Raw genomic sequence first — 24,360 nt, forward strand, 5'->3', positions numbered from 1 at the left:
CATGTTCACCGGCATTGTCGAGGAGTTGGGGGAGATCGTCCGGGTCACGGCCACGGCGGGCGATTCGGCGCTGGTCGTCGTGCGCGGCCCGTTGGTCACCTCGGACGCCCGCCACGGTGATTCCATCGCCGTCAACGGCGTCTGCCTGACGGTGGTGGACGCGGCCGACGGCATCTTCACCGCCGACGTCATGGGCGAGACCCTGCGGCGGTCCGCGCTGGGCGCGCTGCGCCCCGGCGACCCGGTCAACCTGGAGCGGGCGGCGGCGCTGGGCAGCCGCCTCGGCGGGCACCTCGTGCAGGGCCACGTCGACGGCGTCGGCGAACTGATCTCCCGGGAACCGGCCGAGCAGTGGGAGACGGTGCGGTTCCGGCTGCCCGCCGCCCTGGCCCGGTACGTGGTGGAGAAGGGCTCGATCACCATCGACGGCGTGTCGCTGACCGTGGCCGAGGTGGGCGCGGACGAGTTCGCCGTCGGGCTGATCCCGACCACCCTGAAGCTGACCACGCTCGGCGCGAAGGGCGTCGGCGACCCGGTCAACCTGGAGGTCGACGTGCTGGCCAAGTACGTCGAGCGGCTGCTCGGCGCCCGGCTCACCGACGCGTCCGGGGCGACCCCGAGCACGGGCGGGGTGGCCTGATGGGCCCCCTCGGCTGGCTGCTCGACGCCCAGGTGCAGGTGGCCGGCTCGCCGGTGCTGGCCCGGGAGATCGTCGGCAACGTGTTCGGGCTGGTCTCCGCGCTGCTCGGGCTGCGCCGGCTGGTCTGGGCGTGGCCGGTCGGCATGATCGGCAACGCGCTGCTGTTCACCGTCTTCCTCGGCGGGGTGTTCGCCACCCCGCAGGCGCACGACCTGTACGGGCAGGCCGGCCGGCAGGTGTTCTTCTTCGCGGTGAGCGTCTACGGCTGGTGGCGGTGGCGTCGCAACAGCCGCGTCGACGCCGACCACGCCGCGGTGCTGCCGCGCTGGGCCACCGGGCGGGAGCGGCTCGTGCTGCTGCTGGCCGCCGTCGTCGGCACCGCCGCCGCGTACCCGGTGCTCAAGGCGCTGGGCTCCTGGGGCCCGCTGCCGGACGCCTGGATCCTCACCGGCAGTCTGCTGGCCACCTACGGCATGGCCCGTGGCTGGGTCGAGTTCTGGCTGGTGTGGATCGCGGTGGACGCGGTCGGCGTGCCGCTGCTGCTGCGCGGCGGGTTCTACCCGTCGGCGGCCATGTACCTGGTCTACGGCGCCTTCTGCGCCTGGGGCTTCGCCGCCTGGTGGCGCACCTCGCGCGCCACCCGGCCGGCCGCCGCACTCCCGCCCACCTACACGGAGGCCGTCGCATGAGCAGCTTCGCCGATATCGACGAGGCGATCGCCGAGATCGCCGCCGGGCGGCCGGTCGTCGTGGTCGACGACGCCGATCGGGAGAACGAGGGCGACCTGATCTTCGCGGCTGAGCGGGCCACGCCGGAGCTGATGGCGTTCATGGTGCGCCACACCTCCGGGTACGTCTGCGTGGCGTTGACCGAGAGCGAGGCCGACCGGCTCGACCTGCCGCCGATGCACCACACCAACCAGGATCGGCGCGGCACCGCGTACACGGTGACCGTGGACGCCCGGGAGGGGATCAGCACCGGCATCTCGGCGGCCGACCGCGCGCACACCAGCCGGCTGCTCGCCGGCGCGGCGACCGATCCGACCGACCTGGCCCGGCCCGGGCACGTGGTGCCGCTGCGCGCCCGCGAGGGCGGGGTGCTGCGCCGACCCGGGCACACCGAGGCGGCGATCGACCTGACCCGGCTCGCCGGGCTGCGCCCGGCCGGCGTGCTCTGCGAGCTGGTCAACGACGACGGCACCATGATGCGGTTGCCGGACCTGGAGAAGTTCGCCGCCGAGCACGGCCTCACGCTGATCACCATCGCCGACCTGATCGCCTACCGGCGGCGTACCGAGAAGCAGGTCGAGCTGGTCGCCGACGCCCGGATGCCGACGCGGCACGGGGTGTTCCGGGCGCTCGGCTACCGTGCCGAGCACGACCCGGCCGAGCACGTCGCGATGGTGCTCGGTGACCTCGGCGACGGTCAGGACGTGCTGGTCCGGGTCCACTCCGAGTGCCTGACCGGGGACGTGTTCGGCTCGCTGCGCTGCGACTGCGGGCCGCAGCTGGACGCCGCGCTGGCCCGGGTCGCCCGCGAGGGCCGCGGCGTGGTGCTCTACGTGCGCGGGCACGAGGGACGCGGCATCGGCCTGCTGCACAAGCTGCAGGCGTACCAGTTGCAGGACCAGGGTCGCGACACCGTGGACGCCAACCTCGACCTGGGTCTGCCGGCCGACGCCCGCGACTACGGCACCGGCGCGCAGATCCTGTACGACCTGGGCGTGCGCTCGATGCGGCTGCTGACCAACAACCCGGCGAAGCGGGCCGGGCTGGAGGGCTACGGGCTCACCGTCACCGGCCGCGAGAGCCTGCCGGCCGGCGCGCATCCGGAGAACCTGCGCTACCTGCGCACCAAGCGGGACCGGATGGGTCACCTGCTGGACGAGTTGGACGAGGTGTCCGAGGCGCCGCTGGGGCGTCCGGTCGCCGACGACGAGATCGGAGCATGACGATGGCGGGTTTCGGCGAGCCGGGAGTCGAGGCGGTCGACGCTGCGGGGTTGACCGTCGGGGTGGTGGCCGCACGATGGCACGGCGATCTGACCGATCACATGCTGGAGCGCGCGGTCGCCGCCGCCGAGGCGTGCGGGGCGCGGTCCGTGGTGGCGCGGGTCGCCGGCTCCGTGGAGCTGCCGGTCGTCGCCCAGGCCCTCGCCCGCCGCTGCGACGTGGTGGTCGCGCTCGGCGTGGTCGTGCGGGGCGCCACCGCCCACTTCGACTACGTGTGCCGGTCGGTCACCGACGGGCTGACCCGGGTGGCGCTGGACGAGGGCAAGCCGGTGGCGCACGGCGTGCTCACCGTGGAGACCATCGAGCAGGCCCGGGACCGGGCCGGGCTGCCCGGCTCGGCGGAGGACAAGGGCTGGGCGGCGACCGTGGCGGCGCTCGACGCGGCGCTGGCCGTCCGGACCGTGGCCGCCGGCAACGCGCAGCGGGTCGGCTTCGGCGGCTGACGCCGCCTTCGGCGCTGCTCTGCTTCGGTGCCGGCTGGCCTCAGAGCCGGCTGGCCTCAGAGTCGGCCGGCTTCGATGATGCGGCGCAGGAACTGACGCGTGCGGGCCTGCGTCGGCTCGCCGAGCACCTGCTCCGGTGGGCCGCTCTCGACGACGCGCCCCGCGTCGAGGAAGCACACCTCGTCGGCGACCTCCCGGGCGAAACCCATCTCGTGGGTGGCCAGCACCATGGTCATCCCGTCGGCCTTCAGGTCCCGGATCATCGTCAGCACCTCGCCGACGAGTTCCGGGTCCAGGGCCGAGGTGACCTCGTCGAGCAGCATCAGGCGGGGCGAGTTCGCCAGCGCCCGGACGATCGCCACCCGCTGCTGCTGCCCGCCGGAGAGCGCGTCCGGGTAGGCGTGCGCCTTCGCGCCCAGCCCCACCCGGTCGAGCAGGTCGCGGGCCTGGGCCTCGGCCTCGGCGCGGGACCGCCGGTGCACCCGCCGGGGCGCGAGGGTGATGTTGTCCAGCACGCTCAGGTGCGGAAACAGGTTGTACGCCTGAAACACCATGCCGATCCGCCGGCGGACCCGGTCGGCGTCCACCCGGGGGTCGGAGATGTCCTCCCCGTCCAGCTCGATGGTGCCGTCGTCCACCTCGTCGAGGAGGTTCACGCACCGCAACAGGGTGGACTTGCCCGACCCGGACGCCCCGATCAGGGCCACCACCCGGTGCTCGGCGACCGTCAGGTCGAGCCGGTCCAGCACGACGTGGCCGGCGAACTCCTTGCGCAGGCCCCGGCAGCGCAGCAGCGCCATGGTCAGCCTCCCGACTGGCGACGGGCCGAGCGCAGCGTCACCCAGTCGGTGACGGCGATCAGCGGGATCGCGAGCAGCACGAACAGCACCCCGGCCACGACGTACGGGGTGTAGTTGAACGACTGGGCGGTGGCGATCTGGGCGGCCCGGACCGCGTCGATCGGGCCGGCGAGCGAGACCAGGCCGACGTCCTTCTGCAGGGCCACCACGTCGTTGAGCAGCGGTGGCGCCACCCGGCGGACGGCCTGCGGCAGCACCACGTGCCGCATCGTCTGCCGGTAGGTCAGGCCCAGCGAACGGGCCGCGGCGAGCTGGCTGGGGTGCACCGACTCGATGCCGGCCCGGAACACCTCGGCCAGGTAGCCGCCGTAGGTGAGCACCAGCGCGAGCCCGCCGAGCACCAGCACCGACGGCATGCCCCGCAGCCGCAGCCCGGGCACGCCGAGGGTGAGCAGGTACAGCACGATGATCAGGGGCAGACCCCGGAAGGTGTACGTGTAGCCGGCGGCCAGCGCCCGTACCGGGAAGAAGACCGGGCCGCGCAGTGTCCGCAGCACGGCGATCACCAGCCCAAGCAGCAGCGCGCCGGCCGCGCAGCAGACCAGCAGCCGGACGTTGAGCCAGAGCCCGTCCAGCACGGCAGGCAGCGCGTCGGCGCCGATCCGCGGGTCCAGGAACGACTGCCGGACCCGGTCCCAGCCCGGCGCGCCGGTCACGGCGACGACCAGCAACGTGCCGAGCGCCGCCGTGGAGAAGGCCGCGATCAGCACGCTGTGCAGGCTCTGCCGACGCCGGTACGCCGACCGCCGCAGCTGCGCCGCGGACGGGGTGTGTTCCCGCGGCGTCACTTCAGCTCGGCCGCCCCCGCCACCTGCGCGAGCCACTTCTGCTCCAGCTCGGTCAGCGTGCCGGCCTCGCTGAGCTGACCGACCGCGCCGCTCACGCAGCGGGTCAGCGGCGAGTTCTTGTCCAGCAGCAGCCCGAACGCCTCCGGCACGCCCACCTGCGGCACCTGCCCGACGATCGTCGCGTCGGTGATCTCCGCGCCGGTGATGTAGAAGGCGGTCGGCAGGTCCACCACGAGCCCGTCGATCTGCCCGTTCTGCAGGGCCTTCTTGGCGTCGTCGTTGCTGTTGTAGACCTGCGGCTTCGCGGACGGCTTGATGACGTCCGTGATCGCCTGGTAGCTGGTCGTGCCGACCTGGGCGCCGAGCCGGGCGCCGCGCAGGTCAGCCAGCGAGGTCTTGCCGGCGATCTTCGAGGACTTCAGCGCGATGACGGTCTGCCGTACCAGGTAGTACGGGGCCGAGAAGTCCACCGCCTGCTTGCGCTCCTCGGTGACGGAGAACTGGTTGATGTCGAAGTCGAAGTTCTTCTCCCCGGGCGCGATCGCGGTGTCGAACTTGACCCGGGTCCAGGTGACGTCGCCCCGGGCGTAGCCGAGCTTCTCGGCCACCGCGTACGCGACGGCGGCCTCGAAGCCCTCGCCGCTGTCCGGCTTGTCCTGCCGGAACCACGGCTCGTACGCCGGCTGGTCGGTGGCGATGGTGAGCTTGCCCGGCGTACGGGTGGGCAGGCTGTCCTTCGTGCAGGACGGCGTGGCGGTGGGTGTCGGTTCCTCGTCCTGTGGCGCGCATCCGGCGGTGGCGACGACGACGCCGGCGAGGGTGAGCGCGAAAAGGCGTGAGCGGCTGGCCATGGCGGACAGCGTAGAGGTCCATGGGCGTCGATCGAAGATTTTCCCACCATGCTGATAGGGAATTGTCCGCCTACTGGGTCGCGGTGGACCCGGACTCGGGGCGCCGGCCCGGCGGCTGGAAGAATCGTTCCCCGTGAAGACGTTCGAGGAGTTGTTCGCCGAGCTGCAGGCCAAGGCCGCCGCCGGCACCCCGGGCTCGGGCACCGTCGCCGCGCTGAACAAGGGCGTGCACTTCATCGGCAAGAAGGTTGTCGAGGAGGCGGCCGAGTCGTGGATGGCCGCCGAGCACGAGGGGCCGCAGCGTACCGCCGAGGAGATCTCCCAGCTGCTCTACCAGGTCCAGGTGCTGATGCTCGCCAGCGGTCTCGAACTGAAGGACGTCTACCGACATCTGTGAGTGCGCCCCGTCGTTGATCAGATTCGATCGAAGGAGCACTCCGTCATGTTGCGTGTCGCCATCCCCAACAAGGGCACCCTGGCCGAGCCGGCCGCCCAGATGCTGCGTGAGGCGGGCTACCGCCAGCGCACCGACCCCAAGGACCTCGTCTGCCGCGACGAGGCCAACGATGTCGAATTCTTCTACCTGCGTCCCAAGGACATCGCCACCTACGTCGGCTCCGGTGACCTCGACCTCGGCATCACCGGCCGGGACCTGCTGATCGACTCGGCCGCACCCGCCGAGGAGGTCGTCGACCTCGCCTTCGGTCGGGCCACCTTCCGCTTCGCCGCCCGCCCCGACGACATCGCCTCCGTGCAGGATCTGGGCGGGCACCGGATCGCCACCGCGTATCCGGGGCTGGTCGAGCGGCACCTCGACGAGGCGGGCGTCAAGGCCGAGGTGATCCGCCTCGACGGCGCCGTGGAGAACGCCGTACGCCTCGGTGTCGCCGACGTGATCGCGGACGTGGTGGAGACCGGCGCGACCCTGCGTCAGGCGGGCCTCGTGGTGTTCGGCGAGCCGCTGCTGCGCTCGTCGGCGGTGCTGGTCCGCCGCGCCGGCGCACCGGCGCACGCGCAGGCCGAGCAGTTGCTGCGCCGCCTGCACGGCGTGCTGGTGGCCCGCCGCTACGTGATGCTCGCCTACGACGTCCCGGCCGGTCTGCTGGACCGCGCCAGCGGGCTGACCCCCGGCATCGAGTCGCCCACCGTGTCGCCGCTGCACCGCGAGGGCTGGGTGGCAGTGCAGGCCATGGTGCTCCGCGACGACGTGCACCGGATCATGGACGAGCTGTACGAGCTGGGCGCCCGCGCCATCCTGGTGACCAACATCCACGCCTGCCGCCTCTGAGCGTTCACGGGATCGCTGAGACGGGGGTGTCCGCCCGTGCGGGACACCCCCGTTTCGCTGATCTCGACTGATCAACCGCGCCGCGCCGGCATGGGCGCGTCGCGGGACGCTGAGTGATGGCTCGGCGGGTGGTGCGTCTGTGCGGCGAGTACGGGTGGCAGACTGGTGGGGTGAGTGACACCGAGCTGGTCCGTCTCAAGCCCCGCCGCATCCGGGTGGTGTGCTGGTCGGCGGCGGTCGCGCTGGTGGTGGTGTTCGCCGTGGTCGCCACCTCGCTGAGCGGGCCGACCGGTGACGGCTACGGCAGCTTCCAGCGCGGCGACCAGATCGCCATGATCGGTCTGGGCATCTTCGGGGCGCTGGGTTTCCTGCTGTTCACCCGCCCGCGGGTGGAGGCGGACGCGCGGGTCATCCGGGTTCGTAACGTGATCAGCTCGTACGAGCTGCCCTGGGAGGTTGTCCGGGGTGTCCGTTTCGACCGGGGCGCGCCGTGGGCGAGCCTGGAGCTGCACGACGACGACCTGCTGCCGATGGTCGCCCTGCAGGCGGCCGACAAGGAGCTGGCCGTCGACGGGGTCCGCGCCCTGCGCCGGCTGCACGAGGCCCACCTGAACCGCCTCGCCCAGCGCGCCGCCGGCAGCTGACCCCGCCGCTCGCCGACCTGCGCCACCGTCGGCGCTGCTCACGGCCGGGGTGCCCGGTTTGGGGGCGAGCGAGGCGGCGGTGTAGTGTTGTCGTGTCGACCAGGCTGTCTCCGCATGCGAGCAGACAGCCTTGAAAGCGGAGCGCCTGCTCCCACCCGAGTCGCCGCCACGGTGGCCGGGTCCGGTCACCGGTTCCGGGCACGTCCCGGTCCCGGACGTGTGATCCTGTGATCACGCCGACCGGTCGAGCGGGCCCTGGCATGCGCCGGGGCCTTCTGCTTTCCGGGTCGGTTCCCACCCGGGAGCCGCAGGGGTCGGCGACAGAGCAGAAACGACTCGAGGAGGCCCCATCAGCGTCGAACCACGCGTGAACGAGCAGATCCGGGCACGTGAGGTCCGACTGGTCGGCCCCGAGGGTGAGCAGGTGGGCATCGTCCCGCTGGAGCGCGCCCTTCAGCTGGCCGCGGACGTCGATCTGGACCTGGTCGAGGTTGCGCCGATGGCGCGCCCGCCGGTGTGCAAGCTCATGGACTTCGGCAAGTTCAAGTATGAGAGCGCACTGAAGGCGCGCGAAGCGCGGCGTAACCAGCAGCAGACCGTCATCAAGGAAATGAAGCTTCGGCCGAAGATCGACCCGCACGACTACGAGACCAAAAAGGGTCACGTGGTGCGGTTCCTCAAGGCGGGCGACAAGGTCAAGGTGACGATCATGTTCCGCGGTCGCGAGCAGAGCCGCCCGGAGCTGGGTTACCGGCTCCTGCGCCGGCTCGAATCCGAGATCACGGAACTGGGATACGTCGAGGCCGCTCCGAAGCAGGACGGTCGAAACATGATCATGGTTCTCGCTCCGCATCGGGCCGTGAAGGCCTCCGCGGTCGCCGCTACGGCGTCCCGCGGTGCACCTCGGGACCGGGCAGCGGACGAGTCCGACGCTCCGGAAGCCGATGAGACCGCGGCGGTCGGCGAGACCGCAGCAGCCGGTGACACCGGCCTCGCCGCCGACACCAGCGGCGAGTAACAGGGGAGAGACGTTCCACATGCCGAAGATGAAGAGCCACACGGGTATGGGTAAGCGGGTCAAGGTGACCGGCAAGGGCAAGATCGTTGCCCAGCAGGCCGGCCTCCGCCACAACCTGGAGAAGAAGCCCTCCACCCAGACCCGCCGGCTGACCGGCACGGTCGTGCTGGCCAAGGCCGACGTCAAGCGCATCAAGAAGCTGCTCGGCCGCTGACGCGCGCCACCTTTACGTAATAAGGAGTTGAGATGGCACGCGTCAAGCGGGCTGTGAACGCCCAGAAGAAGCGTCGTACCCTGCTGGAGTCCGCGAGTGGTTACCGCGGTCAGCGCTCCCGGCTGTACCGCAAGGCCAAGGAGCAGGTGCTGCACTCGATGCAGTACGCCTACCGGGACCGTCGTGACCGCAAGGGCGACTTCCGGCAGCTGTGGATCCAGCGGATCAACGCGGGCGCCCGGGCGAACGGGATGACCTACAACCGCCTGATCCAGGGCATGCGTCTGGCCGGCATCGAGGTCGACCGCAAGATCCTGGCCGACATGGCTGTCAACGACGCCGCTTCCTTCGCGGCGATCGTCGAGCTGGCCCGGGCCGCGGTCACGGCCGAGGGCACCGGCGGCGCGGCGGCCCAGGCCGCCTGATCCCCACGCACCAGAGCGAGGCGTCTCCCGTGTCGGCACCGCCGTCCGGGGGGCGCCTCAATCGTGCCGGAGGAACACACACCATGGCCTTCACCCCGCGTACCCCCAGGGTCGTCGCCGCACGCCGCCTGCAACGCCGCCGGGACCGCGACGCCACCGGCCGTTTCCTGGCCGAGGGCCCGCAGGCGGTCCGCGAGGCCCTGGCCCGGCCGGGGGTGGTCACCGAGCTGTTCGGTACGCCCGCCGCGCTGGACCGGCACCCGGAGCTGGCCGCGACGGCGGCCCGCGCCGACGTGCCGGTCTCCGAGGTGACCGACGACGCGCTCGCCGCGCTGGCCGAGACCGTCGCCCCGCAGGGGCTGGTCGCCGTCTGCCGGCACCTCGACGTGCCGCTGGAGCAGGCCCTCGCCGGCCGGCCCCGGTTGGTGGCGGTGCTCGCCGAGATCCGCGACCCGGGCAACGCCGGCACGGTGCTGCGCACCGCCGACGCGGCCGGGGCGGGTGCGGTGGTCTTCGCCGGCGACGCCGTCGACCCGTACAACGGCAAGTGTGTGCGGGCCTCGGCCGGCAGCCTGTTCCACGTCGACGTGGTGCGCGCCTCCGACCCGGTCGCGGTGGTCGACGCGCTGCGCGCCGCCGGCCTGTCGATCTTCGCCACCACCGGGTACGGCGACGACGACCTGGACGACCTGACCGACTACGGCCGGCTCGTCGGGCCCACCGCGTGGTTGTTCGGCTCGGAGGCGCACGGCCTGCCCGAGGAGTTGACCGCCGCCGCCGACGCCCGGGTGCGGGTGCCGCTGTACGGGCGCGCGGAGAGCCTCAACCTGGCTGCCGCCGCGGCGGTCTGCCTGTACGCTTCAGCGAGAGCGCAGCGCTGACGGTGACCACCTCCGGCGCGACCGACAGCAGGGGAGAGCATCCGCCCATGAACGCGACACGGCGTTCGTTTAGCCAGCCCGCCGGTGTCGGCGGGCGGCGGGCCTGACCTGCTCCCTGCGCAACTCCTACCGGCGGGCTGCGGCACAGCCGCGCGTCCGTAGACTCGCCTAGCCGCCCCGATGAGGGCTGGCGCCGCCGTGAGGGAGTGCCCGTACGCCATGAGCTACCGCAACGATCCGTACGACCCGAAGCAGGTCGCCCTGCTCGACCCGGCCGCCCTGGACGAGGCCGTCGCCGACGCCACGAAGGCGTTCACGGCCGCCGCCGATCCGGACGCGCTGACCGCGCTGCGTTCGGCGCACCTGGGGGACCGGTCGCCGGTCTCCCTCGCGCGCCGCGAGATCGGCGCGCTGCCGCCGGCCGCGAAGTCCGACGCCGGTAAGCGGGTCAACGAGGCCCGCCGGGCGATCGAAGCCGCGTACGCCGACCGCGCCGAGGTGGTGGAGCGCGAGCAGGCCGAGCGGGTGCTGGTCGAGGAGCGGGTGGACGTCACGCTGCCCTTCAACAGGCGTCCGCGCGGCGCCCGGCATCCGCTGAGCGTCCTGATGGAGTCGATCAGCGACCTGTTCGTCGGGATGGGCTACGAGGTGGCCGAGGGGCCCGAGGTCGACCTGGAGTGGGTCAACTTCGACGCGTTGAACATCCCCGCCGACCACCCGGCACGCGGGCTGATGGACACGTTCCACATCGCACCCGCCGATGGCTCCGCGGGCTCGGGCCTTGTTCTACGAACGCACACGTCGACGGTGCAGACCCGCACCATGCTCAGCCGCAAGCCACCGATCTACGTGATCGTGCCCGGCCGCGTCTACCGCACCGACGAGATCGACGCCACGCACAGCCCGGTGTTCCACCAGGCCGAGGGCCTGGTGGTCGACAAGGGCATCACGATGGCGCACCTGCGGGGCACGCTGGACCACTTCGCGCGGGCCATGTTCGGCCCGGAGGCGAAGACCCGGTGGCGGCCGCACTACTTCCCGTTCACCGAGCCGTCAGCGGAGTTCGACGTGTGGTTCCCGGAGCACCGCGACGGCCCGCAGTGGGTCGAGTGGGGTGGCTGCGGGATGGTCAACCCGCGGGTGCTGCGCGCCTGCGGCGTCGACCCGGAGGTCTACTCCGGATTCGCCTTCGGCATGGGCATCGACCGGACCCTGATGGTCCGGCACGGGGTCAGCGACATCCGCCATCTCTTCGAGGGCGACGTGCGGTTCAGCCGCGCGCTCTCCACCGGGGCGTAGGCGATGCGGGTACGAGACACGGGAACGGTGGTCTGAAGTCATGCGAGTTTCTGTCAGCTGGCTGCGGGAGTACGTCGACCTCCCCGCCGACCTGCCCACCGGTGACCTGGAGCAGGCCCTGGTCAACCTCGGCATCGAGGTCGAGTCCGTCGTGGACCTGCGCGAGAGCGTCACCGGCCAGCTCGTCGTCGGCGAGGTGCGCGAGATCGAGGAGCTGACCGGCTTCAAGAAGCCGATCCGCTTCTGCCGGGTCGACGTGGGCGCCGCCAACGGCACCGGCGAGCCGCAGGAGATCGTCTGCGGGGCGCGCAACTTCGCCCCCGGTGACCGGGTGGTGGTGATCCTGCCCGGCGGTGTGCTGCCCGGCGGGTTCGCCATCGGCGCCCGCAAGACGTACGGGCACAACTCGGCCGGCATGATCTGCTCGGCGAAGGAGCTGGGCCTGGGCGACGACCACTCCGGCATCATCGTGCTGCCGCCGGACGTGTCCGCCAAGCCCGGCGACGACGCGCGGCCCGTCGTCGGCCTCGACGACGTCGTTCTCGAGCTGGAGATCACCCCGGACCGGGGGTACGCGCTGAGCCTGCGGGGCCTGGCCCGGGAGCTGTCGCACGCGTTCGACGTGCCGCTGCGCGACCCGGGGATGGCGCCCGCGCCGGGCGGCACGCCGACGCCGGCGTACCCGGTGGAGGTCCGCGACACGGTCGGCTGCGACCGGTTCACCGCCCGCCTGGTCCGCGGCATCGACCCGACCGCGCCCACCCCGTCGTGGATGGCCCAGCGACTGGTCACCGCCGGCATCCGCAGCATCTCGCTGCCGGTGGACATCACCAACTACGTGATGCTGGAGCTGGGCCAGCCGATGCACGCCTTCGACGCCGACCGGATCGTCGGGCCGCTTGTGGTCCGCCGCGCCGAGCCGGGGGAGAAGCTGACCACCCTGGACGGCGTCAACCGGGTGCTCACCGCCGACGACATGGTGATCTGCGACGACACCGGGCCGATCTCCCTCGCGGCGGTGATGGGTGGCGAGACCAGCGAGGTCGTCCCCGGCACCACGACAGTGCTCTTCGAGGCGGCGCACTGGGACCCGGCGATGGTCGGGCGCACGGCCCGCCGGCACAAGCTGTTCAGCGAGGCCGCGAAGCGCTGGGAGCGGGGCGTCGACCCGGCCGTGGCGCTGGTCGCGTTGGAGCGGGCCGTGCGGCTGCTCACCGAGCACGGTGGCGGCACCCCGAGCGCGGAGATCCTGGACATCGACCACGTCCGGCCGCGTACCCCGATCACCCTGCCGGCGGACCTGCCGACCCGGCGGGTCGGCGTCGAGTACCCGCCGGCGCGGGTCGTCGCCCTGCTGGAGCGGGTCGGCTGCACCGTCGCGCAGGGCACGGACCGGTTGTCCGAGGACCCGGGCGCGGTCGGCACGGCCAGCGGCGCGGGCGTGGCGCTGAGCGTCACCCCGCCGAGCTGGCGGCCCGACCTGACCGACCCGGCCGACCTGGTCGAGGAGGTCGTCCGCCTCGACGGGTACGACAAGGTGCCGTCGGTGCTGCCGACCGCGCCGCCCGGTCGCGGGCTGACCCCGCGCCAGCGTCGCCGCCGGGCCGTGGCCGTGTCGCTGGCCGAGCGGGGGTACGTGGAGGTGCTCGCGCACCCGTTCGTGTCGCCGGAGCTGGCCGACCAGCTCGGCCTGCCGGCCGACGACCCGCGCCGGCCCGCGGTGCGGCTGGCCAACCCGTTGTCCGAGGAGGAGCCGCTGCTGCGCACCATGCTGCTCGGCCCGCTGCTCGGCATTCTCAAGCGCAACCTCGGCCGGGGTCACCGCGACCTCGCCCTCTACGAGATCGGCGCGGTCTTCCACCCGCGTCCTGGCGCCGGCAGCCCGCCGGCGATGGGCGTGGACCGGCGACCGACCGACGAGGAGTTCGCCGCCGCCGACGCCGTGGTGCCGGCGCAGCCGGTGCACGTCGCGGCGGTGCTCGCCGGCGACCTCGACCCGGCCGGCTGGTGGGGCGCGGGTCGACCGGCCGGCTGGGCGGACGCCATCGAGACGGCCCGTGACGTGCTCGACGCCGCCGGGATCCCCGACGAGCGGGTGGAGGTGCGGGCGGCCGAGTACGCGCCGTGGCACCCGGGCCGCTGCGCCGAGGTGCGCGTCGACGGCACGGTCGTCGGGCACGCCGGCGAGCTGCACCCGACGGTGGTGGCGGCGCTGGAGCTGCCCCGCCGCACCTGCGCGATGGAACTGGACCTCGACGCGCTGCCGCCGACCCCGGTGACGCCCGCGCCGACGGTGTCCGGCTTCCCGCCGGCGCTGATCGACGTGGCCCTGGTGGTGGACGACTCGGTGCCGGCGGAGCAGGTGCGTCGTGCGCTGGAGGCGGGCGCCGGGGAGCTGCTGGAGGACGTGCGGCTGTTCGACGTGTACTCCGGCGCGCAGCTCGGCGAGGGTCGCCGGTCGCTGGCGTACAAGCTGACGTTCCGGGCGCCGGACCGGACGTTGACCGTCGAGGAGGCCGTGGCGGCACGGGACGCGGCAGTCGCCGTCGCGGCGGAGCGCCTCGGCGCGACCCTGCGCGGCGCCTGAGGGGTCCCGGTGCGGGGATAGCTCGCGGTGGCCGCCGTACTCGCGGTGGCCACCGCCGGCCTGCGCTGGGCCCGCCGGCACCTGCTGCCGCGGTTCCTGAGGGGGCTCATCCAATCGCGCTGCGTCACCGGATCCGTTCACCATGTGGGCTATCGGCCGAAAGGGCACCGGCCTCGGCATGTTCGGCTACCCGCGAGTCACCTCCGAGCGGTTAGCCTGCTTGAATTCCGGCGACCACCGGAAGACACCCCCACCACCCCCATGGGAGTTGATCCATGTCCGAGGATCGGGCCGCGCAGGTCACGACGGCCGACGTCTGCATCGTCGGTGGCTGCGGTCGGGTGGGTCTGCCTCTGGGCATCGCCTTCGCCGCCCGTGGCCTCTCCGTGGTCCTGTACGACATCAACGCCGACGCGGTGGCCACGGTGAACGCGGCCCGGCTCCCGTTCGCCGAGCCCGGCGCCGCGGACCCGTTGGCCGAGGCGGTCGCCGCCGGGCGGCTGCGGGCGACCACCGACCCGGCCAGCGTGGGCGGTTCCGAGCACCTGGTGGTGGTGGTCGGCACGCCGGTCGACGAGCACCTCAACCCGGACCTCGGCGCGGTGCCCCGGGCCCTGGAGCGGTGCGCCGAGCACCTGCGCGACGGGCAACTCGTGGTGCTGCGCAGCACCGTCTACCCGGGAGTGACCGCGCTGACCGAGAAGCTGCTGGCCGGCAAGGGCATCCGCGCCGACGTGGCGTTCTGTCCGGAGCGGATCGCCGAGGGGCGGGCGATGACCGAGCTGTTCACGCTGCCGCAGATCGTGGCGGCCCGGACGCCGACGGCGCTGGCCCGCGCGGAGAAGCTCTTCCGGCACCTCACCGAGGAGATCGTGCCACTGGAGCCGGAGGAGGCGGAGCTGGCCAAGCTTTTCACCAACACCTGGCGCTACATCAAGTTCGCCACCGCCAACCAGTTCTGGATGATGGCCAACGACTTCGGCCTCGACTTCGCCCGGATCCGGCACGCGGTGGCGTACGACTATCCGCGCGCGGCGGACCTGCCGATGCCCGGCTTCGCCGCCGGGCCGTGCCTGTTCAAGGACACCATGCAGCTCGCGGCGTTCAACCGGAACAACTTCGTGCTCGGCCACTCCGCCATGCTGATCAACGAAGGGCTGCCGCTGTACCTGGTGTCCCGTCTGGAGGACCGGTTCGACCTGTCCGAGATGACGGTCGGCATCCTCGGTATGGCGTTCAAGGGCGGCAGCGACGACCCGCGGGAGAGCCTGGCGTACAAGCTGCGCAAGATCCTGGCGCTGAAGACCCGGGAGACGCTCTGCACCGACCCGTACGTGGCCGACGAGCGCTTCGTCGACCTGGACGAGGTGCTGCGCCGGGCCGACCTGCTGGTCATCGCCGCGCCGCACGAGCAGTACGCCCGACTGGAGACCGACACCCCACTGATCGACATGTGGGGGCTGACCGGACAGGGGGTGCGGGTGTGACGCCACGCGTGTCGGTCGTCGTCCCGGTCTACAACGAGGGCGAGGCGATCGTCCGCTGCCTGGAGCGGATGCTGCGGGAGATGCTGCTTCCGGCCGAGGTGCTCATCGTGCACGACATGCCCGAGGACACCACCGTGCCGTACGCCGAGCAGATCGCCCGGCAGGACCCGCGCGTCCGGGCGGTGCTCAACACCTACGGCCGAGGGCCCGCGAACGCGATCCGGTTCGGTGTCGACGCGGCCCAGGCCCCCGTCGTGGTGGTGACCATGGCCGACGGCTGCGACGACCCGCGTCAGATCGACGAGCTGGCCCGGCTGGTGGACCGGGGCGTGGTGGTGGCCGCGGCCTCCCGCTACATGCCGGGCGGGCAGCAGGTGGGCGGGCCACGGCTGAAGCGGATGATGTCCCGGTGGGCCGGGCGCAGCCTCTACACCTTCGCCCGGGTCGGCACCCGGGACGCCACCAACAGCTTCAAGGCGTACGCCACGGCCTTCGTCCGGGAGGTGGGCATCGAGTCCCGGACCGGGTTCGAGATCGGCCTGGAGCTGACGGCCAAGGCCACCCGGCTGCGGCTGCCGGTGGCCGAGATCCCGACCATCTGGCTGGACCGGCCGCTGGGCGAGTCCCACTTCGACCTGGGTCGGTTCCTTCCCGGTTACCTGCGCTGGTACTTCTTCGCCTACGGTCGGCGGCTGAGCCGGGAGAAGCTCGCCGCGGGCACCGTCGCGGCGGCCGTGCCGGCCCCGCGCGACCCGCAGGACAACAGCACCGAGTACGAGAAAACCGCTTAGGAGCGCACGTGGCGAAGGTCCTGGTAACTGGTTCGGCCGGATTCATCGGCGGCTACCTCGTCGAGGAGCTGTTGGACCGGGGCCACGAAGTGGTCGCGGTCGACAACTTCTCCAAGTACGGGCCGGTAACCCACAGCTATGACGACCATCCCCGCTATCGCTTCGTCGAGGGTGACGCCCGCGACGTCGATCTGCTCACCGAGCTGCTGAACGGCTGCGACCACCTGGTGGCCGGGGCGGCGATGATCGGCGGGATCTCCTACTTCCACGCGTACGCCTACGATCTGCTCGCCACCAACGAGCGGATCATGGCGGCGACGTGCGACGCGGCGATCCGTGCGCACCGGGACGGGCAGCTGTCCAAGGTCACCTATCTCTCCTCCTCGATGGTCTACGAGTCGACCGAGCAGTGGCCGAGCCGGGAGGGCGACGAGCGGCGAGTCCCACCGCCACTGTCGTCGTACGGGTTCCAGAAGCTGGCCGTGGAGTACTACGCCCGCGCCGCCTGGGAGCAGTACCAGGTGCCGTACACCATCGTCCGGCCGTTCAACTGCGTGGGCGTGGGCGAGGGGCGGGCGCTCGGCCAGGCAGAGGTGCTCTCGGGCAACGTGAAGCTGGCCATGTCGCACGTCGTGCCGGACCTGGTGCAGAAGATCGTCAAGGGGCAGGACCCGCTGCACATCCTCGGTGCGGGCAACCAGGTGCGCCACTACACGTACGGCGGCGACCTGGCCCGGGGGATCGCCACCGCGATCGAGCACCCGGCCGCCCGCAACGAGGACTTCAACCTGTCGACAGCGGAGTCCACCAGCGTGCTCGAGTTGGCAGAGCTGATCTGGCACAAGATCAAGGGCCCGGACGTGCCGTTCCGGTACGTCTCCGATGAGCCGTTCCGCTACGACGTGCAGAAGCGCGTGCCGGACGTCACCAAGGCCCGTGAGGTGCTCGGGTTCACCGCGACCACGTCGCTGGACGTGATGCTCGACGAGGTCGTCCCCTGGGTGAGCCGGGCCGTCGCGGAGGGTCGTCTCTGACCGTCGCGTCCCGTGTTCGTCCCCCGCCGTCCGGCCCGTGTCGCCCCGCGACCGGGCCGGAGGTGTGTCGGTGCCACGTGCATCATTGCCATGCAGTGGACTGCATGAACTTGCAGCCCTTCGATCAGGGCTGCTAGCCTTCGTTGCATAGTCATGCGGAGGTGAGTATGGGGATCCGAGTCGCGGTCGCCGGAGCGAGCGGGTACGCCGGAGGCGAGCTGCTGCGCCTGGTCGCCGGGCACCCGGAGTTCGACCTGGTCGCCGCCACCGCGCACCGCCAGGCCGGGCACCGCGTCGACGTGGTGCACCCGCAGCTCACCGGGCTCGACCTGGTGCTCGGCGAGACCGACCCGTCGACCCTGGCCGACGCCGACCTGGTCTTCCTGGCGCTGCCGCACGGCGAGTCGGCGGCCCTCGCGGCCCACCTGCCGCCCGAGGTGCGCATCGTCGACCTGGGCGCCGACCACCGGCTCGCCGACCCGTACGCCTGGGCGCAGTACTACGGCGGCACGCACGCCGGCCAGTGGACCTACGGGCTGCCCGAGCTGCCCGGCCAGCGGGAGCTGATCGCCGGCTCGACCCGGGTGGCGAACACCGGCTGCTATGCCGCCGCGATCACCCTGGCGCTCGCGCCGCTGCTCGCCGACGGGGCTGCCAGCCCCGCCGACGTCGTGGTGGTCGCCGCCTCGGGCACCTCCGGCGCGGGCCGCGCGGCGAAGCCGCACCTGCTGGCCAGCGAGGTGCAGGGGGACCTGTCGCCGTACCGGGTCGGCACCCACCAGCACGTGCCCGAGATCAAGCAGGCGACCGGGGCGACCGGCCTGTCGTTCACGCCGGTCCTCGCGCCGATGCCGCGCGGCATCCTGGCCACGGTCACCGCCGTGCCGGCGCGCGGCGTCGACCCGCAGGAGGTGCTGGCGCAGGCGTACGCGGACGCGCCGTTCGTGCACGTGCTGGCGGAGGGGCGCTGGCCGCACACCGCCGCCACCCTGGGTTCCAACTCGTGCCACCTGCAGGCCACCGTCGACGTCGACTCGGGTCGGCTGATCGTGCTCAGCGCACTGGACAACCTCGGCAAGGGCGCCGCCGGTCAGGCCGTGCAGAACGCCAACCTGATGTTCGGCCTGCCGGAGACGACGGGCCTGTCGATCTGGGGAGTCGCACCATGAGCGTCACCGCCCCTCGGGGTTTCCGGGCGGCCGGGGTGGCCGCCGGTCTGAAGGCCAGCGGTGGCGCGGACGTCGCCCTGGTGGTCAACGACGGCCCGGACGCCGGTGTCGCCGGTGTCTTCACCACCAACCGGGTCAAGGCGGCGCCGGTGCGCTGGAGCCAGCAGGTCGTGCAGGGCGGTGTCGTCCGGGCGGTCGTGCTCAACTCCGGTGGCGCCAACGCCTGCACCGGCCCGGCCGGTTTCCAGGACACCCACGCCACTGCCGAGCACACCGCCTCCGCGTTGAGCGCGGTCAGCCCGCGGCTCCTCCTCGGCGCCGGCGAGGTGGCGGTCTGCTCCACCGGCCTGATCGGTGAGCGACTGCCGATGTCGAAGCTGCTGCCCGGGGTCCGTACGGCCATCCGGGGTCTGTCGCGCGACGGCGGTCCGGCCGCCGCCGAGGCGATCATGACCACCGACACCCGGCCGAAGACCACTGTCGCGCGCGGCAGCGGTTGGACGGTCGGCGGGATGGCCAAGGGCGCCGGGATGCTCGCGCCGGGCATGGCCACCATGCTGTGCGTGCTCACCACCGACGCGGTGGCCGGGCCGGCTCTGCTGGATGAGGCGCTGCGCGCGGCCACCCGGGTGACCTTCGACCGGGTCGACTCCGACGGCTGCATGTCCACCAACGACACCGTGCTGCTGCTGTCGAGCGGCGCGAGCGGCATCGAGCCGACCCTGGACGAGCTGGCCGCCGCGGTCACCACGGCCTGTCACGACCTGGCACAGCAGCTCATCGCCGACGCCGAGGGCGCGACCAAGCAGGTCGCCATCGACGTGGTCGGCGCCGCCGACGAGGACGACGCCGTCGAGGTGGGCCGCTCGGTGGCCCGCAACAACCTGGTCAAGACGGCGTTGTTCGGCAACGACCCGAACTGGGGCCGGATCCTCGCGGCGGTCGGCACGACGGCCGCCGCCTTCGAGCCGGACGAGGTGGACGTCGCCGTCAACGGGGTGTGGGTGTGCCGGGGCGGCGCTGCCGCCGAGGACCGCTCGAAGGTCGACCTCACCGGCCGGGACGTGACGATCCGGATCGACCTGCACGCCGGCGACGCGGTGGCGACGATCTGGACCAACGACCTGTCCCACGCGTACGTGCACGAGAACTCGGCGTACTCGACATGAGTCTCAGCGGCGATCTCACCCGCGCCCAGGTCAAGGCGGAGACGCTGATCGAGGCCCTGCCCTGGCTGGCGCGTTTCTCCGGCTCCACAGTGGTGGTCAAGTACGGCGGCAACGCCATGACCGAGCCGGCGCTGCAACGGGCGTTCGCTGCCGACATGGTGTTCCTGCGGTACGCCGGTCTGAAGCCCGTCGTGGTGCACGGCGGCGGCCCGCAGATCTCGGCCATGCTGGGCCGGCTCGGCATCGCCAGCGAGTTCCGGGGCGGCCTGCGGGTGACGACCGCCGAGGCGATGGACGTGGTCCGGATGGTGCTGGTCGGGCAGGTGGGCCGGGAGCTGGTCGGGCTGATCAACTCGCACGGTCCGTTCGCCGTCGGGCTCTCCGGCGAGGACGCCCGGCTGTTCACCGCGGTGCGCCGCCCCGCGTACGTGGACGGGCTGCCGGTCGACGTCGGCCAGGTCGGCGACGTCGAGTCGGTGGATGTGTCGGCGGTGACCGACCTCATCGACGCCGGTCGGATCCCGGTGATCTCCACTGTCGCGCCGGACGCCGACGGGGTCCTGCACAACCTCAACGCGGACACCGCCGCCGCCGCCCTCGCTGTCGCGTTGCGGGCCCGCAAGTTGGTCGTGCTCACCGACGTGGCCGGCCTGTACGCGGACTGGCCGGACACCACCAGCCTGATCTCCGAGATCACCGCGGACGACCTGGCCAAGCTGCTGCCCGGTCTCGAGTCGGGGATGGTGCCGAAGATGGAGGCCTGCCTGCGGGCGGTGCGCGGGGGAGTGCCCGCCGCGCACGTCGTGGACGGGCGGGTGGCGCACTCCACGCTGCTGGAGGTCTTCACTTCGGAGGGGTTCGGAACGATGGTGGTGCTTCAGGACGGGATGGTCGGGGCATGAGCAGCCTGCTGCAACGCTGGACGCAGTCCATGATGGACAACTACGGCACGCCGCCGCTGGCGCTGGTCTCCGGCGCGGGGGCAGTGGTGGTCGACGACGCGGGTCGGGAATACCTGGACCTGGTCGGCGGGATCGCTGTCAACGCCCTCGGTCACGCCCACCCGGCGGTGGTGGCCGCGGTGTCCAAGCAGGTCGCGACGCTCGGGCACGTCTCCAACCTCTACGTCGCCGAGCCGCCGGTCGCGCTCGCGGAGCTGCTGCTGGCGCTCGCCGGCCGGCCCGGCCGGGTCTTCTTCGCCAACTCCGGAGCGGAGGCGAACGAGGCCGCGTTCAAGCTGTCCCGGCGCACCGGGCGCAGTCACGTGGTCGCCACCAACGGCGCCTTTCACGGTCGCACCATGGGCGCCCTCGCGCTGACCGGCCAGCCCGCCAAGGCCGACCCGTTCCGGCCGCTGCCCGGCGAGGTGACCCACGTCGACTTCGGCGACGTCGCCGCCCTCGAGGCGGCGGTCACCGACGCCACCGCCATGGTCATCCTGGAGCCCATCCAGGGCGAGAACGGCGTGGTCGTTCCGCCGGCCGGTTACCTGGCGGCGGCGCGGCGGATCACCGACCGGCACGGCGCGCTGCTGGTGCTCGACGAGGTGCAGACCGGCATCGGCCGCACCGGGCACTGGTTCGCCCACCAGGCCGAGGGTGTGGAGCCCGATGTGGTGACCCTGGCCAAGGGGTTGGGTGGCGGGCTGCCGCTCGGCGCGACGCTGGCCTTCGGCCGTGCCGCCGACCTGCTCACCCCCGGCTCGCACGGCACCACCTTCGGCGGCAACCCGGTGAGCTGCGCCGCCGCGCTCGCCGTGGTGGCCACGATCGCCAACGAGGGGCTGCTCGACCACGTCAAGCGCGTCGGCGAACGGCTGCGCCGGGGCGTCGAGGCGCTGGGCCACCCGCTGATCGACGGCGTACGCGGGGCCGGGCTGCTGCTCGGCGTGACCCTCACCGCGCCGGTGGCGCCGGTGCTCGCCGAGACGCTGCGAGACGCCGGCTTCCTGGTCAACGCGGTGCAGCCGGGCGTACTCCGGCTCGCCCCGCCGCTGATCCTCACCGCCGCCCAGGTCGACGCCTTCCTCGCCGCGCTCCCGGCGGCTCTGGACGCGACGGCCGCTGGAACCGACCGGACGCCGACCACCACCACGACGACGGGGACGACCGCATGATCCGGCACTTTCTGCGCGACGACGACCTCTCGCCCGCCGAGCAGTCCAGCGTGCTCGACCTGGCGGCGCGGATGAAGGCCGACCGCTTCGGCCACCAGCCGCTGGCCGGCCCCCGCTCGGTGGCGGTGCTCTTCGACAAGCAGAGCCTGCGCACCCGGATCTCGTTCGACGCCGGCATCGCCGAGCTGGGCGGGCACCCCTTGGTCGTGGACACCCAGGTCACCCACTTCGGTCGGGGCGAGACGCTCGCGGACGCCGGCCGGGTGCTGTCGCGCTACGTCGCGGCCATCGTCCTGCGCACCCACGGCGACGACCGGATCGCCGAGGTGGCGAGCGGTGCGAGCGTCCCGGTGATCAACGCGCTCACCGACGGTTTCCACCCCTGCCAGCTGCTGGCCGACCTGCTCACCATCCGGGAGCGCTGCGGCGGCACGGCCGGCCGCACCCTCACCTACGTGGGCGACGGCGCCAACAACATGGCGCAGTCGTACCTGCTGGCCGGGGCGACGGCCGGGATGCACGTGCGGATCGCCGGCCCGGCCGGGTTCGCGCCGGCCGCGGCGGTGGTGCGGCAGGCCGCCGAGATCGCCGCCGGCACGGGCGGGTCGGTACGGGTGCTGACCGACCCGGCCCAGGCGGTCCGCGACGCCGACGTGCTGGCCACCGACACGTGGACGTCGATGGGGCAGGAGGCCGACGGACTGGACCGGGTCACCCCGTTCCTGCCGTACCAGGTCAACAAGGAGCTGCTCGGCCAGGCCGCACCGGACGCGATCGTGCTGCACTGCCTGCCCGCCCACCGCGGCGAGGAGATCACCGACGAGGTGCTCGACGGCCCGCAGAGCGCGGTCTTCGACCAGGCGGAGAACCGGCTGCACGCCCAGAAGGCGCTGCTGACGTTCCTGCTCGCGGCGTCCGGGACGACGCGATGAGCGCCCCGCTGACCCGCGCCGCCCGGCACGCCCGGATCGTGGAGCTGATCCGGGACCGGCCCGTGCGGTCGCAGACCGAACTGGCCGACCTGCTCGCCGCCGACGGCGTCGGGGTCACCCAGGCCACCCTCTCGCGGGACCTGGAGGAGTTGGGCGCGGTCAAGGTGCGCGGCGGCGACGGTCCGGCCGTCTACCTGATCCCCGAGGACGGCCAGCGCCCGCTGCGCGACGCCGAGGCGGCGCCGGCCCGGCTGGTGCGGTTGCTGCGGGAACTGCTCAACGGGGTGGACGCCAGCGGCAACATCGCCGTGCTGCGCACCCCGCCGGGCGCGGCCCAGTACCTGGCCAGCGCGTTGGACCGGGCCGGCCTGCCCGAGATCGTCGGCACCATCGCCGGCGACGACACCATCCTCGTCGTGGCCCGCGAGGCCGTCGGCGGGGCCGCGCTCGGTGACAAGCTCGCCGGCTGGGCCCGCCGGGACGACACCGTTGAAGGGACCACGTCATGACCGAGCGGGTCGTCCTCGCGTACTCCGGGGGGTTGGACACCTCCGTGGCGATTCCCTACCTGGCCGAGCAGACCGGCGCCGAGGTGATCGCGGTGGCGGTCGACGTCGGGCAGGGCGGGGAGGACCTCGACGCCATCCGGCAGCGCGCCCTGGACTGCGGCGCCGCCGAGTCCGAGGTCGTCGACGCGCGCGACGAGTTCGCCGCCGACTACTGCGTGCCGGCCATCCGGGCGAACGCCCTCTACATGGACCGCTACCCGCTGGTGTCGGCGCTGTCCCGGCCGCTGATCGTCAAGCACCTGGTGGCGGCGGCGCGCAAGCACGGCGGGACGATCGTCTCGCACGGCTGCACCGGCAAGGGCAACGACCAGGTCCGATTCGAGGTGGGCCTGGGCGCGCTCGCCCCCGAGCTGAAGATCATCGCCCCGGCCCGCGACTTCGCCTGGACCCGGGACAAGGCGATCGCGTTCGCCGAGGAGAAGGGGCTGCCGATCGACGTGTCGGCGAAGTCCCCGTACTCGATCGACCAGAACCTGTGGGGCCGCGCCGTGGAGACGGGCTTCCTGGAGGACATCTGGAACGCCCCGATCGAGGACCTCTACTCGTACACCGACGACCCGGCGGAGCCCCGCGACGCCGACGAGATCGTGATCACCTTCGACGGCGGCGTGCCGGTGGCGATCGACGGCGAGACCGTCACCCCGTACCAGGCGATCCTGGAGCTGAACCGGCGCGCGGGCGCCCAGGGCGTGGGCCGGCTCGACATGGTCGAGGACCGCCTCGTGGGCATCAAGAGCCGTGAGGTGTACGAGGCGCCCGGCGCGATCGCGCTGATCACCGCCCACCAGGAGTTGGAGGCGGTGACCGTCGAGCGGGACCTGGCCCGGTTCAAGAAGAGCGTGGACCAGCGCTGGGGTGAGCTGGTCTACGACGGCCTGTGGTTCTCGCCGTTGAAGGACTCGCTTGACGCGTTCATCGACGACGCGCAGCGGCACGTGAGCGGCGAGGTGCGGATGACCCTGCACGGCGGCCGGGCCACCGTCACCGGCCGGCGCTCCGAGGAGAGCCTCTACGACTTCGGACTGGCCACCTACGACACCGGCGACACCTTCGACCAGTCCCTCGCGAAGGGCTTCGTGCAGCTGTGGGGCCTTCCGAGTCGGATGGCCGCGGCCCGCGACGCCCGGCTGGGTGGCTGACGACC

26 protein-coding genes are annotated in these 24,360 nt (G+C 72.5%); 23 read left to right on the forward strand and 3 right to left on the reverse strand.

The features are described from left to right. Window position 1: 1 nt before the first annotated feature. The 4 genes from ACFYPH_RS15865 to ribH are packed head-to-tail and all read left to right on the forward strand — an operon-like array spanning window position 2 to window position 3,094. Complete coding sequence (locus tag ACFYPH_RS15865) at window positions 2-640, forward strand: riboflavin synthase (protein ID WP_387182269.1); 639 nt, start codon at window positions 2-4, stop codon at window positions 638-640. Further along, window positions 640-1,329: a nicotinamide riboside transporter PnuC gene (gene pnuC / locus ACFYPH_RS15870; RefSeq protein WP_354857812.1), complete on the forward strand. Its 690-nt coding sequence runs from the start codon at window positions 640-642 to the stop codon at window positions 1,327-1,329. Before ACFYPH_RS15865 ends, pnuC begins: the two co-directional genes overlap by 1 nt. Further along, the gene (locus ACFYPH_RS15875) at window positions 1,326-2,591 is read left to right on the forward strand and encodes a bifunctional 3,4-dihydroxy-2-butanone-4-phosphate synthase/GTP cyclohydrolase II (protein WP_354857814.1); all 1,266 of its coding nucleotides are present in this window, start codon (window positions 1,326-1,328) and stop codon (window positions 2,589-2,591) included. The genes pnuC and ACFYPH_RS15875 overlap by 4 nt, the downstream gene beginning before the upstream one ends. A gap of 2 nt (window positions 2,592-2,593) precedes the next feature. After that, window positions 2,594-3,094 (forward strand): 6,7-dimethyl-8-ribityllumazine synthase, encoded by a 501-nt coding sequence (gene ribH / locus ACFYPH_RS15880; RefSeq protein WP_234589790.1) that lies wholly within the window; start codon window positions 2,594-2,596, stop codon window positions 3,092-3,094. A gap of 56 nt (window positions 3,095-3,150) precedes the next feature. On the opposite strand, the gene ACFYPH_RS15885 is transcribed toward ribH, so the two are convergent. From ACFYPH_RS15885 to ACFYPH_RS15895, 3 genes are read right to left on the reverse strand one after another with little or no spacing between them, the layout of a single operon-like run. Then, window positions 3,151-3,894: an amino acid ABC transporter ATP-binding protein gene (locus ACFYPH_RS15885; RefSeq protein ID WP_387182272.1), complete on the reverse strand. Its 744-nt coding sequence runs from the start codon at window positions 3,892-3,894 to the stop codon at window positions 3,151-3,153. A gap of 2 nt (window positions 3,895-3,896) precedes the next feature. Further along, window positions 3,897-4,742, reverse strand: coding sequence for an amino acid ABC transporter permease (locus ACFYPH_RS15890; protein WP_354857819.1), 846 nt, complete (start codon window positions 4,740-4,742; stop codon window positions 3,897-3,899). Then, on the reverse strand, window positions 4,739-5,593 hold the full coding sequence (locus ACFYPH_RS15895) for a transporter substrate-binding domain-containing protein (protein WP_355067106.1): 855 nt from the start codon (window positions 5,591-5,593) through the stop codon (window positions 4,739-4,741). Before ACFYPH_RS15895 ends, ACFYPH_RS15890 begins: the two co-directional genes overlap by 4 nt. A gap of 133 nt (window positions 5,594-5,726) precedes the next feature. On the opposite strand from ACFYPH_RS15895, the gene ACFYPH_RS15900 reads away from it, so the two are divergent. From ACFYPH_RS15900 to ACFYPH_RS15990, 19 genes are all read left to right on the forward strand, one after another. Next, window positions 5,727-5,990 carry a phosphoribosyl-ATP diphosphatase gene (locus ACFYPH_RS15900; protein ID WP_234589761.1) on the forward strand — a complete coding sequence of 88 codons (264 nt, stop codon included), beginning with the start codon at window positions 5,727-5,729 and terminating at the stop codon, window positions 5,988-5,990. Window positions 5,991-6,035: 45 nt separating this feature from the next. Further along, on the forward strand, window positions 6,036-6,881 hold the full coding sequence (gene hisG / locus ACFYPH_RS15905) for an ATP phosphoribosyltransferase (protein ID WP_355067107.1): 846 nt from the start codon (window positions 6,036-6,038) through the stop codon (window positions 6,879-6,881). Between the two features lie 170 nt (window positions 6,882-7,051). Next, window positions 7,052-7,525, forward strand: a complete 474-nt coding sequence (locus ACFYPH_RS15910; RefSeq protein WP_354857826.1) for a PH domain-containing protein — start codon at window positions 7,052-7,054, stop codon at window positions 7,523-7,525. Between the two features lie 367 nt (window positions 7,526-7,892). Next, complete coding sequence (infC, locus tag ACFYPH_RS15915; protein WP_355171166.1) at window positions 7,893-8,543, forward strand: translation initiation factor IF-3; 651 nt, start codon at window positions 7,893-7,895, stop codon at window positions 8,541-8,543. A gap of 19 nt (window positions 8,544-8,562) precedes the next feature. Beyond that, the gene (gene rpmI, locus ACFYPH_RS15920; RefSeq protein WP_007458415.1) at window positions 8,563-8,757 is read left to right on the forward strand and encodes a 50S ribosomal protein L35; all 195 of its coding nucleotides are present in this window, start codon (window positions 8,563-8,565) and stop codon (window positions 8,755-8,757) included. A 32-nt stretch (window positions 8,758-8,789) separates the two neighbouring features. Further along, window positions 8,790-9,182 carry a 50S ribosomal protein L20 gene (gene rplT / locus ACFYPH_RS15925; RefSeq protein WP_088947486.1) on the forward strand — a complete coding sequence of 131 codons (393 nt, stop codon included), beginning with the start codon at window positions 8,790-8,792 and terminating at the stop codon, window positions 9,180-9,182. 83 nt (window positions 9,183-9,265) lie between these two features. Next, complete coding sequence (locus ACFYPH_RS15930) at window positions 9,266-10,063, forward strand: TrmH family RNA methyltransferase (protein ID WP_387182279.1); 798 nt, start codon at window positions 9,266-9,268, stop codon at window positions 10,061-10,063. Between the two features lie 219 nt (window positions 10,064-10,282). Then, window positions 10,283-11,362 carry a phenylalanine--tRNA ligase subunit alpha gene (pheS, locus tag ACFYPH_RS15935; protein ID WP_354857829.1) on the forward strand — a complete coding sequence of 360 codons (1,080 nt, stop codon included), beginning with the start codon at window positions 10,283-10,285 and terminating at the stop codon, window positions 11,360-11,362. Window positions 11,363-11,402: 40 nt separating this feature from the next. Beyond that, window positions 11,403-13,949 carry a phenylalanine--tRNA ligase subunit beta gene (gene pheT / locus ACFYPH_RS15940; RefSeq protein WP_387182282.1) on the forward strand — a complete coding sequence of 849 codons (2,547 nt, stop codon included), beginning with the start codon at window positions 11,403-11,405 and terminating at the stop codon, window positions 13,947-13,949. Between the two features lie 275 nt (window positions 13,950-14,224). Further along, window positions 14,225-15,436 (forward strand): nucleotide sugar dehydrogenase, encoded by a 1,212-nt coding sequence (locus tag ACFYPH_RS15945; RefSeq protein WP_354857834.1) that lies wholly within the window; start codon window positions 14,225-14,227, stop codon window positions 15,434-15,436. After that, a complete protein-coding gene (locus tag ACFYPH_RS15950; RefSeq protein WP_387182285.1) occupies window positions 15,433-16,227 on the forward strand; it encodes a glycosyltransferase family 2 protein in 795 nt (264 codons plus the stop codon). The genes ACFYPH_RS15945 and ACFYPH_RS15950 overlap by 4 nt, the downstream gene beginning before the upstream one ends. An 8-nt stretch (window positions 16,228-16,235) precedes the next feature. Further along, window positions 16,236-17,261, forward strand: a complete 1,026-nt coding sequence (locus ACFYPH_RS15955) for an NAD-dependent epimerase/dehydratase family protein (protein ID WP_355067111.1) — start codon at window positions 16,236-16,238, stop codon at window positions 17,259-17,261. 167 nt (window positions 17,262-17,428) lie between these two features. Then, window positions 17,429-18,430, forward strand: coding sequence for an N-acetyl-gamma-glutamyl-phosphate reductase (argC, locus tag ACFYPH_RS15960; protein WP_387182289.1), 1,002 nt, complete (start codon window positions 17,429-17,431; stop codon window positions 18,428-18,430). Continuing rightward, window positions 18,427-19,599 (forward strand): bifunctional glutamate N-acetyltransferase/amino-acid acetyltransferase ArgJ, encoded by a 1,173-nt coding sequence (gene argJ / locus ACFYPH_RS15965; protein ID WP_354857844.1) that lies wholly within the window; start codon window positions 18,427-18,429, stop codon window positions 19,597-19,599. Before argC ends, argJ begins: the two co-directional genes overlap by 4 nt. Then, complete coding sequence (gene argB / locus ACFYPH_RS15970) at window positions 19,596-20,501, forward strand: acetylglutamate kinase (protein WP_355067113.1); 906 nt, start codon at window positions 19,596-19,598, stop codon at window positions 20,499-20,501. Before argJ ends, argB begins: the two co-directional genes overlap by 4 nt. Beyond that, window positions 20,498-21,715, forward strand: a complete 1,218-nt coding sequence (locus ACFYPH_RS15975) for an acetylornithine transaminase (protein WP_387182293.1) — start codon at window positions 20,498-20,500, stop codon at window positions 21,713-21,715. Before argB ends, ACFYPH_RS15975 begins: the two co-directional genes overlap by 4 nt. Beyond that, window positions 21,712-22,647 carry an ornithine carbamoyltransferase gene (gene argF / locus ACFYPH_RS15980; protein WP_355067115.1) on the forward strand — a complete coding sequence of 312 codons (936 nt, stop codon included), beginning with the start codon at window positions 21,712-21,714 and terminating at the stop codon, window positions 22,645-22,647. The genes ACFYPH_RS15975 and argF overlap by 4 nt, the downstream gene beginning before the upstream one ends. Next, on the forward strand, window positions 22,644-23,156 hold the full coding sequence (locus ACFYPH_RS15985) for an arginine repressor (protein WP_355067116.1): 513 nt from the start codon (window positions 22,644-22,646) through the stop codon (window positions 23,154-23,156). The genes argF and ACFYPH_RS15985 overlap by 4 nt, the downstream gene beginning before the upstream one ends. After that, the gene (locus ACFYPH_RS15990; protein ID WP_354857857.1) at window positions 23,153-24,355 is read left to right on the forward strand and encodes an argininosuccinate synthase; all 1,203 of its coding nucleotides are present in this window, start codon (window positions 23,153-23,155) and stop codon (window positions 24,353-24,355) included. Before ACFYPH_RS15985 ends, ACFYPH_RS15990 begins: the two co-directional genes overlap by 4 nt. The last annotated feature ends 5 nt before the right edge of the window (window positions 24,356-24,360 follow it).

Source organism: Micromonospora sp. NPDC005252 (assembly GCF_042872475.1).
In the GTDB taxonomy this organism is placed as follows: Bacteria; Actinomycetota; Actinomycetes; order Mycobacteriales; family Micromonosporaceae; genus Micromonospora.

Bases quoted from the DNA above. Each gene is read 5' to 3' on its own strand.
- ACFYPH_RS15865 (WP_387182269.1), top strand. From the start codon at position 2: ATGTTCACCGGCATTGTCGAGGAGTTGGGGGAGATCGTCCGGGTCACG.
- pnuC (WP_354857812.1), top strand. From the start codon at position 640: ATGGGCCCCCTCGGCTGGCTGCTCGACGCCCAGGTGCAGGTGGCCGGC.
- ACFYPH_RS15875 (WP_354857814.1), top strand. From the start codon at position 1,326: ATGAGCAGCTTCGCCGATATCGACGAGGCGATCGCCGAGATCGCCGCC.
- ribH (WP_234589790.1), top strand. From the start codon at position 2,594: ATGGCGGGTTTCGGCGAGCCGGGAGTCGAGGCGGTCGACGCTGCGGGG.
- ACFYPH_RS15885 (WP_387182272.1), bottom strand. From the start codon at position 3,894: ATGGCGCTGCTGCGCTGCCGGGGCCTGCGCAAGGAGTTCGCCGGCCAC.
- ACFYPH_RS15895 (WP_355067106.1), bottom strand. From the start codon at position 5,593: ATGGCCAGCCGCTCACGCCTTTTCGCGCTCACCCTCGCCGGCGTCGTC.
- hisG (WP_355067107.1), top strand. From the start codon at position 6,036: ATGTTGCGTGTCGCCATCCCCAACAAGGGCACCCTGGCCGAGCCGGCC.
- rpmI (WP_007458415.1), top strand. From the start codon at position 8,563: ATGCCGAAGATGAAGAGCCACACGGGTATGGGTAAGCGGGTCAAGGTG.
- rplT (WP_088947486.1), top strand. From the start codon at position 8,790: ATGGCACGCGTCAAGCGGGCTGTGAACGCCCAGAAGAAGCGTCGTACC.
- ACFYPH_RS15930 (WP_387182279.1), top strand. From the start codon at position 9,266: ATGGCCTTCACCCCGCGTACCCCCAGGGTCGTCGCCGCACGCCGCCTG.
- pheS (WP_354857829.1), top strand. From the start codon at position 10,283: ATGAGCTACCGCAACGATCCGTACGACCCGAAGCAGGTCGCCCTGCTC.
- pheT (WP_387182282.1), top strand. From the start codon at position 11,403: ATGCGAGTTTCTGTCAGCTGGCTGCGGGAGTACGTCGACCTCCCCGCC.
- ACFYPH_RS15945 (WP_354857834.1), top strand. From the start codon at position 14,225: ATGTCCGAGGATCGGGCCGCGCAGGTCACGACGGCCGACGTCTGCATC.
- argC (WP_387182289.1), top strand. From the start codon at position 17,429: ATGGGGATCCGAGTCGCGGTCGCCGGAGCGAGCGGGTACGCCGGAGGC.
- argJ (WP_354857844.1), top strand. From the start codon at position 18,427: ATGAGCGTCACCGCCCCTCGGGGTTTCCGGGCGGCCGGGGTGGCCGCC.
- argB (WP_355067113.1), top strand. From the start codon at position 19,596: ATGAGTCTCAGCGGCGATCTCACCCGCGCCCAGGTCAAGGCGGAGACG.
- ACFYPH_RS15975 (WP_387182293.1), top strand. From the start codon at position 20,498: ATGAGCAGCCTGCTGCAACGCTGGACGCAGTCCATGATGGACAACTAC.
- argF (WP_355067115.1), top strand. From the start codon at position 21,712: ATGATCCGGCACTTTCTGCGCGACGACGACCTCTCGCCCGCCGAGCAG.
- ACFYPH_RS15985 (WP_355067116.1), top strand. From the start codon at position 22,644: ATGAGCGCCCCGCTGACCCGCGCCGCCCGGCACGCCCGGATCGTGGAG.
- ACFYPH_RS15990 (WP_354857857.1), top strand. From the start codon at position 23,153: ATGACCGAGCGGGTCGTCCTCGCGTACTCCGGGGGGTTGGACACCTCC.